The 13,243-nt window shown below is 65.2% G+C and carries 14 protein-coding genes and 1 tRNA gene; 7 read left to right on the plus strand and 8 right to left on the minus strand.

The genetic code is table 11. The features are described 5' to 3' along the window. Positions 1-29 precede the first annotated feature (29 nt). Together D0Z70_RS01095 and D0Z70_RS01105 are read left to right on the plus strand one after the other, a co-directional pair. Positions 30-104: transfer RNA gene (locus tag D0Z70_RS01095), tRNA-Gly, on the plus strand. 589 nt (positions 105-693) lie between these two features. Further along, on the plus strand, positions 694-1,017 hold the full coding sequence (locus D0Z70_RS01105) for a helix-turn-helix domain-containing transcriptional regulator (protein WP_119743575.1): 324 nt from the start codon (positions 694-696) through the stop codon (positions 1,015-1,017). Between the two features lie 497 nt (positions 1,018-1,514). Here the strand turns inward: D0Z70_RS01105 and D0Z70_RS01110 are convergent, their stop codons facing one another. The 6 genes from D0Z70_RS01110 to D0Z70_RS01135 form a co-directional block, all read right to left on the minus strand. Beyond that, positions 1,515-2,135, minus strand: coding sequence for a glutathione S-transferase family protein (locus D0Z70_RS01110; protein WP_119743576.1), 621 nt, complete (start codon positions 2,133-2,135; stop codon positions 1,515-1,517). A gap of 23 nt (positions 2,136-2,158) precedes the next feature. Beyond that, on the minus strand, positions 2,159-2,620 hold the full coding sequence (locus D0Z70_RS01115) for a MarR family winged helix-turn-helix transcriptional regulator (RefSeq protein WP_119743577.1): 462 nt from the start codon (positions 2,618-2,620) through the stop codon (positions 2,159-2,161). Beyond that, a complete protein-coding gene (locus D0Z70_RS01120) occupies positions 2,620-3,045 on the minus strand; it encodes an organic hydroperoxide resistance protein (protein ID WP_119743578.1) in 426 nt (141 codons plus the stop codon). Before D0Z70_RS01120 ends, D0Z70_RS01115 begins: the two co-directional genes overlap by 1 nt. A 92-nt stretch (positions 3,046-3,137) precedes the next feature. Continuing rightward, entirely contained in the window at positions 3,138-4,562 is a 1,425-nt protein-coding gene (locus D0Z70_RS01125) for an efflux transporter outer membrane subunit (protein WP_119743579.1), read from the minus strand. After that, entirely contained in the window at positions 4,559-5,746 is a 1,188-nt protein-coding gene (locus D0Z70_RS01130) for an HlyD family secretion protein (RefSeq protein ID WP_119743735.1), read from the minus strand. The genes D0Z70_RS01125 and D0Z70_RS01130 overlap by 4 nt, the downstream gene beginning before the upstream one ends. Positions 5,747-5,751: 5 nt before the next feature. Beyond that, positions 5,752-7,326, minus strand: coding sequence for an MFS transporter (locus D0Z70_RS01135; RefSeq protein WP_239018766.1), 1,575 nt, complete (start codon positions 7,324-7,326; stop codon positions 5,752-5,754). 205 nt (positions 7,327-7,531) lie between these two features. On the opposite strand from D0Z70_RS01135, the gene D0Z70_RS01140 reads away from it, so the two are divergent. Beyond that, positions 7,532-8,086: a TetR/AcrR family transcriptional regulator gene (locus D0Z70_RS01140; protein WP_182913798.1), complete on the plus strand. Its 555-nt coding sequence runs from the start codon at positions 7,532-7,534 to the stop codon at positions 8,084-8,086. Positions 8,087-8,205: 119 nt separating this feature from the next. Here the strand turns inward: D0Z70_RS01140 and D0Z70_RS01145 are convergent, their stop codons facing one another. Continuing rightward, on the minus strand, positions 8,206-9,546 hold the full coding sequence (locus D0Z70_RS01145; protein ID WP_119743581.1) for an ATP-binding protein: 1,341 nt from the start codon (positions 9,544-9,546) through the stop codon (positions 8,206-8,208). After that, the gene (locus D0Z70_RS01150) at positions 9,543-10,259 is read right to left on the minus strand and encodes a response regulator (RefSeq protein WP_119743582.1); all 717 of its coding nucleotides are present in this window, start codon (positions 10,257-10,259) and stop codon (positions 9,543-9,545) included. The genes D0Z70_RS01145 and D0Z70_RS01150 overlap by 4 nt, the downstream gene beginning before the upstream one ends. A 157-nt stretch (positions 10,260-10,416) precedes the next feature. Between D0Z70_RS01150 and D0Z70_RS01155 the strand changes: the two genes are divergently transcribed. The 4 genes from D0Z70_RS01155 to D0Z70_RS01170 all read left to right on the plus strand — a co-directional run bounded on the left by D0Z70_RS01155 (position 10,417) and on the right by D0Z70_RS01170 (position 13,152). Then, on the plus strand, positions 10,417-10,899 hold the full coding sequence (locus D0Z70_RS01155; protein ID WP_119743583.1) for a hypothetical protein: 483 nt from the start codon (positions 10,417-10,419) through the stop codon (positions 10,897-10,899). 78 nt (positions 10,900-10,977) lie between these two features. Then, positions 10,978-11,403: an EF-hand domain-containing protein gene (locus tag D0Z70_RS01160; RefSeq protein WP_119743584.1), complete on the plus strand. Its 426-nt coding sequence runs from the start codon at positions 10,978-10,980 to the stop codon at positions 11,401-11,403. Position 11,404: 1 nt separating this feature from the next. Continuing rightward, positions 11,405-12,232, plus strand: a complete 828-nt coding sequence (locus D0Z70_RS01165; protein ID WP_119743585.1) for a sterol desaturase family protein — start codon at positions 11,405-11,407, stop codon at positions 12,230-12,232. Beyond that, positions 12,229-13,152, plus strand: a complete 924-nt coding sequence (locus D0Z70_RS01170) for an alpha/beta hydrolase family protein (protein ID WP_119743586.1) — start codon at positions 12,229-12,231, stop codon at positions 13,150-13,152. Before D0Z70_RS01165 ends, D0Z70_RS01170 begins: the two co-directional genes overlap by 4 nt. The last annotated feature ends 91 nt before the right edge of the window (positions 13,153-13,243 follow it).

Below are 13,243 nucleotides of genomic sequence, written 5' to 3' on the forward strand. Positions count from 1 at the left end.
ACGGGGACAGCGTCTCCATCAAGCGCCGAGCGGGCGTAGCTCAGGGGTAGAGCACAACCTTGCCAAGGTTGGGGTCGAGGGTTCGAATCCCTTCGCCCGCTCCAGTTTTCCTAGGAAAACTAAAGATTTAGTCCGATCAGAATAGTTAGACTCGCTTTCCTTTAGGAACGGCGGGTCCACAACGGGTCCACCATCAAGTCTCGCTCAAGCGTAGCTGATGGTACTGGATCGGGCTAGATTGCCTAAATCCTCCGAAGCTCAAGACGCCTCGCTCTCCCGAGCAGCGGCCTCGCCGCTTCACATACCGTCGTCCGGCTGTGCCGGCGATCGAGCATGGGCCGGGATCAGGAGGCATTGCCGTCGCACGCCCACTGGTAGCCACCGCAGGATTTCTCGGGCGAGCCAAGTCCCTCCGACATCCCAAGAACACGGCGCTACCCTCGGAGCGAATTAGTTCGGAGAATCGGTCAACGCCCGGTCCCGGCGCCTCAGAGCTACTGATCCACCAAATCGCTTGGTGGGCCGACTGTTGTGCGTCAGATTGCGGCTGACGCGGGGGGCCAATGAATTGGCGTTTGATCCGGGCAATCTGTCGAACGTCAAATGGATCGGTGGCGGGCTGGGCGAATAGTGCGCTGCTGAGCGAGTACAAAGCCCGCAAGGCGGCGGCGAGGAAAGGCAGGAGTTGACGAGATGGTGCTGACCCGTGATTTCAAGGAAACGGTGAAGGAGCGCGCCGCGCGCGATCCCGCCTTCGCCAAGGCTATGCTCGATGAGGCAGCTACCGCCTTTCTTAATGGGGAACCGCACGTGGCACGATTGATCCTGCGTGATCTTGTCAATGCCTCGGTCGGTTTCGAGGAACTGGCGACCGAGACCAACCGCCCAAGCAAGAGCCTGCACCGGATGCTGTCCGAGAACGGCAATCCGAGCATGGACAATCTTGCTGCCATCTTCGGCGCAGTGCGCAAGCGTCTGGGCGTTGCCTTTGAAGTTCATGCAATCGAGGCGGCGTAAGGCTTGGGATCCTGCACTTATGCCAAGCCAGAAGAGCTTTCTGCGGGGCAGCCTAAGCGATTGATTTATCAATCAAATCATAGACTTGGTAAGTCGCCAGAGGCAGTATTAGCATGCTTTCAATTCGTGGAAAAGGCCGGACGGGGATGGACGTGATGGTTTGAGTCCTTGCGCCTGCTAAGTGGCGTCTGGCCATGGGACAAACCTGCCAATCGTGAGCATGAATGGCAATGACCGGTGTCCGCAACAACAGACATACATGCGGTTACGCCGATCACCCTATGATAGTCACTTATAACCCGGCCGAACGGCAGGTCGTCGCCAGGAAGTGTAACGCGCCGCCCGTTTGCTTTCGGGAAAGCGAGTGACAATAGCTGACGTCAATCCGAGGGGGCGGCCGGCGCATGACTGTCCGCCCGTTCATGATCAGGACTGCCCGCGCCCGCACTTAACCTGTCTTCAGGGGCGCCCTGGGCACGCGGACCTGCGGTTAAGGATCAATCGATCTGCAGTTTCCGATCGGGGTCGGCCTTCGCCATCGCGCTCCGAAATGCCGGGCGATCAGCCACACGGTGCAGATAGGCACGCAAGTTTGGGTATGGCGACAAATCAACCGGGACGAATGCCCGCATCGTGGTGAGCGGGAACATGATCATGATGTCAGCGATTGTGAAGGCATCGCCGGCCAACCACCGGTGCCCTTGTGTGAAATGCGCTTCGAGCGCCGCCAAATTTCGGGCCAGGCGGTCGCGCATGATCCCTGTCAGGCCGCCTGCGCCCATCAGCATCATCATGCATGGCATCAGCGACCCGTTGGCGAAATGGTACCAGTAAAGGAACTGGGCAAAATCCGGATGCTCCGCCTGTAAGGTCAGCTTTCTGCCGCCATGTCTGGCCACGATATAGTCGATGATGGCGCCGGACTCGGCGAGCGTCAGCCCTTCGTCTGTGATGACCGGTGCAGTGCCGGATGGATGCAGCGCTTTGTAAGCCTCCGGTGCGAGCCGGGTGACAGGATCGCGTTCATAGCGCACCAACTCGTAAGGGATGCTCAATTCCTCGCAAAGCCAGACGATCCGATCAGACTGGGATATGCCCAGATGGTGTACGGTCAGCATTTTCGTTTTAATCCTTCGACAGCCTAGGCATGCGCCTTGAGCACCGCGACGAGGTCTCGAACCTGGCTGCGCAAGTGCGCAATGCTGGCCTCGTCGATACCCAGTTCCGCGGACAAGATCGCCGGCACCTTTTCGGCGTCGGAACGGAGTTCACGACCTTTCGCAGTCAAGTCGATCAGCACACGGCGCTCGTCGTCAAGGTCGCGGGTGCGGCTGATCAACCCTGACTGCTCCATCCGCTTCAACAGGGGCGTCAAGGTGCCGCTGTCCAGATGGAGCATGTCGCCGATAGACCTGACGGTCTGGGGGGCGTCCTTCCAAAGCACCAGCATGGTAAGATATTGCGGATAGGTGAGGCCCAGATCACCGAGTATCGGACGGTACAGACGATTTAGCATGTTGGAGGCGGCGTAAAGCGGGAAGCAGACCTGTCGGTCCAGGTCCAACGGGTCACCGCCCTCCAATCGGTCCTCCGCCACGACCATCAGTTTACCGACACCGCGATAGCAACATCGATATTGCCTTTCACGGCGTTCGAGTAGGGGCAAACCGCATGGGCCTTTTCTACGATCTCCTGAGCTGTCGCCTGATCAAGGCCGGTGATCGTGACATCAAGCGCCACGGTCAATGCGAAGCCGCCGGCCCCATTTGGTTCCATGCCGACATCCGCCACCACTATGATCGCATCGTCCTTCACCTTCTCGGTCGTCGCCCGGGTGACGTGGATGACCGCGTTTTCAAAGCAGGCGGCATATCCTGCTGCGAACAGCTGCTCCGGATTAGTCGCATCTCCCTTGCCACCCAGCGGCTTGGGAAGTGCGAGGGAAAGATCGAGCAGGCCATCATCGCTTTTGACGGAGCCAGCCCGCCCCCCGATAGCTGTTACGCGTGTGCTGTATAGTGCGCTCACAAACCAACTCCTCTGATTTGATTGCTATGGGGTATATTGTGCACAATCTATATATGTCAATCTGTCTTTCACGGCCCCGACTCGATCATTGATCAACGGAGCGCGCGGACGCCCAAATCTTTGGCCTGAACCTGTATGTCCCGATCCTCCCAGCCGCCGCCGAGTGCAGCCCAGAGCTGCACCAGATTGTTTAGTTGCGCCTCGCGGACGGCGATCGCGTCGAGATCGACCTGGAAAAGGTTCCGTTGCGCGTCGAGCTCCTCGATATAAGCGGCGTAGCCGCCGCGATACCGGTCACGCGCCAGCACCAGTGATCGCTGGAGGATCGCACGCCGCCGGGTAACGCGGTCGAACTGCTCGCGGAGTCGGCGCTCGCCTGACAGTGCGTTCTCGACCTCGCCGAAAGCGGTCAGCACCGCGCCACGATAGGCAAAAGCAGCCTGATCGCGCTGCGCGGTGGCGACGTCGAGCTGCGCGGTGAGCCGCCCGCCAGCGAAGATCGGGGCGAGAATGCTCCCGCCGATGTCCCACAGCGTCACGGGGTCCCAGCCGAGCGCTTCGACGAACAGCGCACCCGCCGAGCCGGTCAACTGGACGTTGGGGAGGAACTCGGCACGACGAGATGCGATCTGCCGGTCGGCAGCAACGATCGCATATTCGGCGCTGAGCAGGTCGGGTCGCCGCCTCAGCAGGGTGGAGGAGAGGCCTGTTGGCGGTGACGGCAGCGCCATAGTCTCGAGCGTACCACGGGCGACAACGCCCGGCAGATCGCCGGTCAGACGACGCAGCGCATTCTCCTGCACGCGATAGGCCTGCTCGATCCGCGGGATCGTCTGAGCCACCGCCTCGAACTCGGACTGCGCCTGGGTCAGTTCCAACTGCGAGCTGTAGCCCACGGTGGCACGGTCGGTGGCGATGCGCAGTGCCTCCTGCCGGCTGGCCAGCGTATTGCGGCTGACCTGCAGTTGTGCGCCGAGCGACAGCAGGGTGACGTAGCTGCGGACCGTGGATGACACGACCGAAAGGCGGGTTGCGTCGCGATCGGCCTGGCTGGCGACATATCGCGCACGCGCGGCGCCCTCCAGGGCGCGGACCCGTCCGAACAGGTCTAGGTTCCAGGCGCCCGCAAGCGCCGGCTGCGCGAAGACGGTCTCGGCTCCGGCGCCAGTCAGCTCATTGAGTGCGCGCTGCGCGCCGGCCGCACCCTGTGCGTCGAGCGTCGGCAGCCGACCTGCCCGGGTCTGGCGGATCGCGGCCTCCGCTTCCTCGACCCGCGCCACTGCGACCAGCACGTCGGTATTGTTGGCAAGCGCGCGTTCGACCAGCGGCACCAGGGCAGGATCGCTCAGCCGGCGCCACCACTGGGTATCCGCCGCGACGGCGTTCGCAGGCACCGGCTCACGCCAGTCGATGGGCGAGGCGACTGCGGCGGCGAGCGGGGCGCGACGGACCGACGGCGCACAACCCGCCACCAGCGCGGCGACGCTCAGGCCGACAATCAGGCTTACGCGCCTCATCGCTCCTGCTCCCGGGGCGAGGCCACGTCGGCAGTGTCGACCTCGGCCACCACCGACATGCCGGGGCGCAGCCGTGCGGCGAGTGGCTGGTTCTGGTCAATGCGGATGCGCACCGGAATGCGCTGCACGATCTTGGTAAAGTTGCCGCTGGCGTTGTCCGGGCGCAGGACGCTGAACTCCGACCCGGTGGCCGGCGCCAGTTGCTCGATACGCCCGGTCAGTTGCGCGTCGTCGAGCGCGTCCACCCGGAAGCGAGCGGGCTGGCCGATCCGCATCCGCGCGATCTGCGTCTCCTTGAAGTTAGCTACGACCCACAACTCGTCGGGCACCAGGAACATGAGCTGCGAACCTGCCGCGACATATTGGCCGAGGCGCACCGATGCCTCGCCGATCTGGCCGTCGCGTGGCGCGCGGATCAGCGTGTTGGCGAGATTGATGCGAGCGAGATCGACCTGTGCCTGCGCCTGCTGCACCTTGCCTTCCAGCGAAGCCCGCGAAACACGGGTCGATAGGATCGTCTGCTGCTGGCTGTCGATGTTCGCCTCGGCGCGGGTCACGCTGGCCTCAGCCGCAAGTTCGGTCGCGCGGACCTGATCGCGTTCGCGCAGCGACACCGATCCGCGCGCCGCCAGTTCGCTGACGCGCGCCAGGTCGGCGCGGGCGCGGATCAACTCGGCCCGCGCCTGGCCGCGATCGGCGACGCGGGTACGCAGTGTGGCCTGGTTCAGCGCCACCGTCTGCTGCCAGTTGGTGAGATCAGCCTGCGCCTGCTTCAACTGGGCGAGCGCCTGATCAAGCTGCTGGCGATAGATGCGGTCGTCGATCCGCATCAGCAGCTGGCCACGCTTCACGCGGGCAAAATCGCGAACCGTGACCTCGACGACATAGCCGCTGACCTGCGGCGCCATGGCGGTGATTTGCCCACGGACATAGGCATTTTCGGTCCTCCTGTCGTCCCCGGCAAAGGGCCACAGCTTCCAGGCATAGAGCACCACCAGCGTGCCGATGACGAAGACGAGCGCCATTATCAGCACGACGTTCCTGGTCGGCTTGATAGTCTTGGGCGGCGCTTCCGGCTCAGCATCCGGCGGCGGGGCGGTCTCCTCCGCGCGGGTCGATATCGCCGATGGGGGAGCATCGGTCGTCTCACGGTCAGGTGCCAGGGGTTCGCGTGTGTCGGTCATTGCATTCATACCGCGGCTGCGCCGGCATCCTGGCCGGCTGGTGGAGGCTGGTTGCGTGCCGCTCGCGCGGCCAACGCCACGCGGAACACCGACCAGACGAGGAAAAGGCCGGCAAGGATCGCGTTCAGCGTGAAGATGTCGTTGTACGCGCGGACGTTCGCCTCGCGCGTTGCGGTCCGCGCAAGCAGGCCGACGCCTTGCGCCTGGCGACGAACCGGATCGGTGACCTGCGCGGCGTAAACCTGGCCCTGCTGCGCGAGACGCTGAGCAACGACAGGGTCTCCGGGGTCGAGATTTGCGGTGATCTGGGCCGAATATTCATGCTCGCGCACCTGCTGGAACGTGCCGTAGATGGCAGAGCCGGCCAGGCCGCCGAGCGACTGGGTAACGGCGAACAGCACCGCAAAGGTGACGATATGGTCCGCGCCCTTCGACAGCGCCTTCATTACCCCGATCAGCAGCAGCGGTCCCATGAACAGGCCCGACGCCATCGCCAGCAGGAACTGGCTCACGATCATGGTGTTCGGCCGCGTATCGCTGGTCGCATCGTTGTCGAGCAGCGAACCGATCACGATCAGCGCTACCGAGCCGAGCAACTGCACCATCAACCCCTTCGGTCCAAAGGTAAGCGCGGAGACCGCAAAGCCGAAAACGATCCCGGCAAGGATCACGGCGTAGAAGAACTGGAGCTGGTCCGGCCCCATGCCCAGCGTGCGCAGCAGCCCGGCGGCGGCAAAAGTTTGCTCGGAGAGCAGCATCCGCATGCCGAATGCGCCGATGGCAAAGCGTATCGTCTCGCCCGTTCCCAGCCAGCGTGTCATGATGAGCGGATTGCTGCGGTGATGCTCGATCAGGAACGCGCCGAGAAATAGCGCCAGCGCGACGATCAGCGCCACCGCCATCCACAGCTGTTCCGTCCACCACTGGATACGTCCCTGCGCCAGCACCGCGCCGATCAGCGCAAATGCGGGGGCGAGCAACGCGAAGGTGAGCAGGTCAGTGCGCTCGAATACCTTGATCCGGATGCCGGGCGGGAGCTTCAGGACGACGCAAGCAGCGAGCGTACAGGTCGCCAACCCGAACTCGAATAGATAAAGGGTTTGCCAGTCGCCGAGATCGAGCAGCGCGGGCGACATCAGCCAGGCGACCGGCGTCCAGACCTGTGACAGCCCGAGCGCGACGCACAATCCTTGCCCCAGTTTCGCTTTTGGAAACACCTGCAGGATGTAGAACACCGATAGCGCGCTCATCGGCGCGGCTGCGAAGCCCGCGATCGCGCGCACTGCTACCGCCGCCTCATAGCTCTGGACCAGCAGGTAAAGTGCCGTGACAAGCAGATAGGCGAGCAGACCTGCCTCGGCGAAGCGGCGAATGCCGAACTGCTGGCGGCATTTGAACAGGATCAGGTTCGAAGAGACGTTGACCATGACATAAGCGGTGGGCAGCCACGCGCCCTGGACCGGCGTCAACCCAAGAGAGCCTTGAATCTCGGGCAGGTTCGCAGAGACGATGGCGTTGCCTAGGCCGCTGGTCGCGCTGACCAGCAGGCCGACAGCCAGATAGGCGATCCGCAGGCGCACGCTGTGCCGCGGCGTTGCGGGCGATCCCGGGATCGTCGGCTTCTCGTCCTCTTCCCAAGCGGGAAGCGGCTCGAGCGGCTGAACGGCGGCACTCACCGCGAGGTTTCGGCGGACGATGTCATTAGAAGAGAAATCTCTTACACTGAAGGCTGGAAACGGACATATAGTGTCCACTTCCAGCCTTGGATACCCATGGAGCGAAAAATTGCGAAAGGATGCCGCCGCCCGGCGAGACCGGCTGATCAAGGCTGCCGCCGACCTGTTCGAGCGTGACGGCTACGACATCGCACTGGAGGCGGTCGCAGCCGCTGCAGGCGTGGGACGGGCGACGCTATACCGCAACTTCCCCCACCGGGGGGGGCTGATGACGGCGGTCTTGACGTACAAATTGGAAGCGATGGAGCGCTTCGTCGCAACACACGACGATGACACGACACTGCTGCCCAGTTTTCTTCGACGTCAGGGTCTCGTCGCAACCGTTCACGGTCCGGCAGTCGCCCATCTTCTTGCCGACCCGGCGCAGCGCCAGGCGCTGCAATCATTGCGCGACCGCACGTCCAAACTGGTCCAGCAGATCGTCATGCGAGCCCACGCGGTCGGTAGGCTGCGGCCCGATGCTAATGTCGAGCATCTGCGGCTTGCCACGCGGATGTTGATGGCGGCGCGTGCCTGGCCGCACGATCCGGATGTCGGCAGCCTCGATATGGCTGTCGATATCATCGTCCGCGGCTTATTGCCGAGCAAGGGCGCAACCGGGTGAATGGCGGGATGGACTTGCTGCGTCCGCTCCCATCAGCAGCTTGGTTGCCACCATCCTTCGCGAACACGTTGCGGAACAGGGTAAAGAGCCGCGTGGCGGCCGCACACAAGCTGTCGCCATCAACCCTGGACGCGGGGATAGCGGATCATCACGCGCAGCCCCGCGGGCGATCCCGGCGTGAACATTACGTCAGCCTGGTCGCGGCCCGCGAGTGCGCGCACGATCGCGAGCCCAAGACCCGCGCCGCCCGTCTCGCGGCTACGAGAGGGATCGAAGCGTTGAAAGGGTATTCCAAGCTGCGCCAATGCGTCGACCGGGACGCCTGGCCCGTCGTCTTCGACGACGATGTCGACCGTCTCCCTGGTCGCATGGGCCGAGACCGCCACCGCGTTGCCGTGACGGAGGCCGTTCGCGATGAGATTGTCGAGGATGCGTCGCAGCGAGAGCGGCGTGGCGGCGATCGCGAGATCGTCGGGCATGGGCGCCAGCGTCACGGTTTCGCCGAGCTCGCGATGCGCGTCGACGATCTCGGCGAGCGCGTGTGCGACGCCCACGTGCTCGGGATGGCTCGGCGGGGCGGAGTCGCGGTCCGCCAGCAGCAGCGTATCGTTGATGAGCGCCGTCATCTCGTCGAGATCGCGCACCGCGCGGGCTTGATGATCGGGATCATCAATGAACTCGGCGCGTAGCCGCAGCCGCGTCAGATAGGTCCGCAGGTCATGCGCGATCGCTGCAAGCACGCGCGTCCGCTCGCCAATCAGCGCGCGGATCTGCCCCTTCATGTCATTGAACGCGGTGGCGAGTTCGCGCACCTCGCGCGGGCCGACGACCGGGAGGTCGGGCGTATCGAGATTGCCGGCGAACCGGCGCACGCCGCGCGAGAGCTGGCTGAGCGGGCGCGTGGTCTGGCGTACCGCGAGCATGAGAGCGATGAGCAGCACCAGTCCGCCCAGGGCACCGATCACCGCGCGGCCCTGCAGATAGGCGCGCGCAGAATCCGAAGGTTGGCTGGTGATCAGCAGCACGCCGCTGCCGTTCAGGCCGATCGCCACGCGGATCGGCGCGAAAAAGCGCGCGGGCCGCGCGGCGGAGCCGATCCAGCGACCGAGCCGTGGCCGCCGTCCGTCCACGTTCACCCGACGGCCAGGCATCGCCGCATCGTAGCTTGCCTCGAGATCCCGCAGGTCGTCCGAGCGGCGGCCAGGCGCCGGCGGCACCGGGACGAGCTTGATCGAATAAAGCGCGCCGTCGAGTGCATCCGCAAGACCCAAACGCTCGCTTTCAGGCGCCCGGTCGAGCGCGCTCGCGATTGCGGCCGCCTCCTCCGGCCTCGGGAGATTATAGGGCCGGCGGGCGTCGTCCGACGAAGGCAGGACAACGGCAAGCAGGAGTTGAAGCGCAATGAACCCGACCAGCAGGATGGCGGCGAGGCGCAACGACAGGTTCGATCCGATCGTCATACCCGCTCCACCTTCAGCGTGAACTGATAGCCGCCACCCCGCACGGTTTTGATGATCGTCTCGCCGCGAGGTGTTGCCGCCAGCTTGCGGCGCAGCCGACTGAGCTGGACGTCGACCGCGCGATCGAATGGCCCGACGCTGCGTCCGCGCGTCCAGTCGAGGAGCTGGTCGCGGTTGAGCACGCGCTGCGGATGGGTGACGAAGCAGAGCAGCAGATCGAATTCGCCCCCGGTCAGCTCCACGTCGTTCCCGTCCGGACTGGAGACCGCACGGGCGCCGACGTCGAGCGACCAGCCGCCGAAGCGATAGCGCTCGTTGGTGATCGCCGGGACCGCGCGGTGCTGATCACGCGTTCGCCGCAGGATCGCGCGGACGCGCGCGACCAGCTCACGGGGGTTGAACGGCTTGGGAAGATAGTCGTCCGCACCCACTTCCAGGCCGACGATACGGTCGATGTCGTCGCCCTTGGCGGTCACCATCAAAACCGGCACGTCGCCGGTGGCGCGCAGCCGGCGACAGAGCGACAGCCCGTCCTCGCCCGGCAGCATGATGTCGAGCACGGCGAGATCGATACGCCGCCGTTCGTTGAGCTGGTCGAACTCGCCCGCCGTTCGGCACCCGACCGCCTCGAAGCCTTCGCGGTTGAGCAAGTCGACGACAAGCGCGCGGATTTCTCGGTCGTCCTCGACCACGGCGATGCAACTGGTTTCCATGCATGCTGAATAGCGCCTGCGGCGGCGCCGGCGAAGGGCCCGCGTTGGCCGGATACACTCTGTTACGCTTCGTCACCCTCCCGACGCAGCCAGATTACCGCATACCTGCATAAGCCCGATGCGACGGCTGGACCGCCGTCTGTGCAAGGAGTGAGATATGTACAAGGTTGTTTTGAGTCTCGCCGCGCTCACCGCCGGACTGGCGGCGACCGCGGTTCCCGCCGAAGCGCAGGTGCGTCGTGGCCACGCTGCGAGCGTGCAGGGCGCGCGCGGCCACGGCTACACACAGTGGCGCTCGGCATCCCGCCAGCGCGGTTCCGCGACGATCAGCCGCGGCCTGCAGACTAATAGCGGGCGCGGCTATGAAGCTTCGCGCAGCCGCGACTATGGCCCCGGCCATTATTCGAGCGACCGCAGCGTGCAGGCGAACAACGGCCGTGGCCTGACCAACTCGCGCGATGCGAACTGGGGCGACGGCGCGTACAACGGCAGCCACACGATCGCCGCCAATGACGGCCGGACCCGCAACCGCACCACCTCGGCCGTCAACAATGGCGAGGGCACCGCGAGCTACAACAGCACGCTCACCCGCGCAGACGGCAGCTCGCGCAACGTGTCGGGCACGGTGCCGCGGCCCTGAACTTCCCCTGCGGCCGCGCTCCAAGCCCCCTCTCGTCCCACGGAGCGCGGCCGCACCCCCAAAGTCAAAGGAAGTGCGATGAAGAAGATGATGCTCGCCGCCGCAGCACTGCTCGCCGCGCCGGCTGCCTACGCCCAGTCGCAGGGCGACGGTATGAAAATGCTCGCCGCTGCCGATTCCAATGGCGACGGCGTCGTCACGCGCGATGAATATGCCCGGGCGCGCGCCGCCAATTTCGCCCGTATGGACCGCAACAGGGACGGCGCGGTGAGCAAGGCGGATTTCAAGCGCCTCGCGCGCTTCAAGCCGGAGGCTGCCAGTCGCCTCGATACGCTGATCGCCGCGATGGACGCCAACAAGGACGGCCAAGCGACGCGTGCCGAGTTCGAGGCGGCGCCGATGCCGCTGTTCGACAGCGCCGACGCCAATGGCGACGGTCGGATAGACGCCAATGAGATGGCCGCCGCCAAGGCGCGCATCGACGCGATGAAGCAGCAGCGTTGAGATGAACGTCGAGCGCTCCCCGTTGTGGCTGGCGGCGATGCTCGCGCTGGTGCTGGCCGAGGCCGGCTGGCGGATAGGGCGCGGGCGCGGTTATGACGGGCGCGCGGCGCTCACCACGCTGGGGCTGGTGCTCGGCAACCTGCCCTTCGCGGCAATGAACGCAGCCGTGTTGAGCCTGCTGTTCGGCGCGGTCTGGGCAGCGGCGCCGATCCATTGGTCGGCGGACCATTGGGCGACCTGGGCTGGCGGGTTCCTCGCGGTCGAGTTCGCCTATTACTGGTTCCACCGCGCGAGCCACCGGATACGCTGGATCTGGGCTTCGCATTCGGTGCATCATTCGGCCGAGCAGATGACCTTGCTCGCGTCGCTGCGGCTCGGCTGGACCAATCTCTTCTCGGCGGGCTGGGTGTTCTACGTGCCCCTGATCTTCGCGGGATTGCCGCCCTTCGTGCTGGTCGCGCTGCTGGCGCTCAACCTGCGCTACCAGTTCTTCCTCCACACCGAGGCGGTGGGAAGGCTCGGGCCGATCGAATTGGTGTTCAACACGCCCGCGCACCACCGGCTGCACCACGCCTCCAACGACGCTTATATCGACAAGAACTATGGCGGCGTGCTGATCCTGTTCGACCGGCTGTTCGGCACTCTCGCGCACGAAAAGGCCGGCGAACCGATCCGCTATGGGCTCGCGCATCGTCCGGCGACCGCCAATCCTTTGCGGCTCGCCTTCCGCGAATGGGCGATGATGCTCAGCGACGCCCGGCGCGCGCGGGGATGGCGCGCGAAGGCGCATGCGCTGCTCGCGATGCCGCAAATCAGGGAATTGCCATGACCAAGACGATGTTCCTTGCCGCAATGCTCGCGGCACCGGCCGCGGCGCATGCGGCGCTGGCCGACGCCATCACGACCTGCGACGCGGCGTGGCGCGACGATGCGCGCAACCGAAACGTGCCGGTGCGCATCCGCATGCCGGCTGGCACCGGCAATGCGCCGGTGATCCTGTTCAGCCATGGCCTGGGCGGCTCGCTCGAGGGCGGCACCAACTGGGCAGTGGCCTGGGCAAAGGCCGGCTTCATCGTCGTCAACCTCCAGCACCCGGGCAGCGACCGCTCGATCATCGGTTCGGGCCGGGTCGCCGCGGCGATGGCGCCCGCGCAGCTCGTTGCGCGCGTCGACGACGTACATTTCTTGCTGGATGAACTCGGCCGGCGCTCGCGCGAGGGCGCGTGCGACCTGCGCCGGGCCGACCTCGCCCATGTCGGCATGTCCGGCCACAGCTTCGGCGCGCACACGACCCAGGGGATCGCCGGCCAGCGCTTTCCGGTTGCGGGGATCGCCGCCGATCCAAGGGTGAAAGCAGCGATCGCGTTCAGCCCCTCGCCGCCGATGCGCGGATCGGATGATGCCGCGTTCCGCGCCATCGCCATCCCCTTCTTCTCGGTCACCGGCACCCAGGACGCGGCGCCGATCACCCCGAACGTCACCGCCAGAGATCGTGAGCGCCCGTTCCGCGCGATGCCGCCGGGGGACAAGTATCTGCTCGTGCTAGAAGGCGCCAACCACATGATGTTCAATGCCCAGGACGGACTGCGGGGGCCAACTTCAACCGCCACGCCCCACATCCGCGATACCGTGATCGCCGCGACCACTCTGTTCTGGCGCGCGACGCTTCCCGGCGACGTCGAGGCGAAGCGGCGGCTCGACGCATTCGCCAGGACGCTTCCACTCGGGGACCGCTTCGAGGCACGCTGACCGGCGGCCTCGGCGATAGTATCGCGGCGCGCGCCAGCGGCTTATTCGGGAAGAGCCCATCGACTCGGAGAAGGCGCCATCGAACTCCCAT

The organism is Sphingobium terrigena, from assembly GCF_003591655.1.
GTDB classification, from domain to species: domain Bacteria; phylum Pseudomonadota; class Alphaproteobacteria; order Sphingomonadales; family Sphingomonadaceae; genus Sphingobium; species Sphingobium terrigena.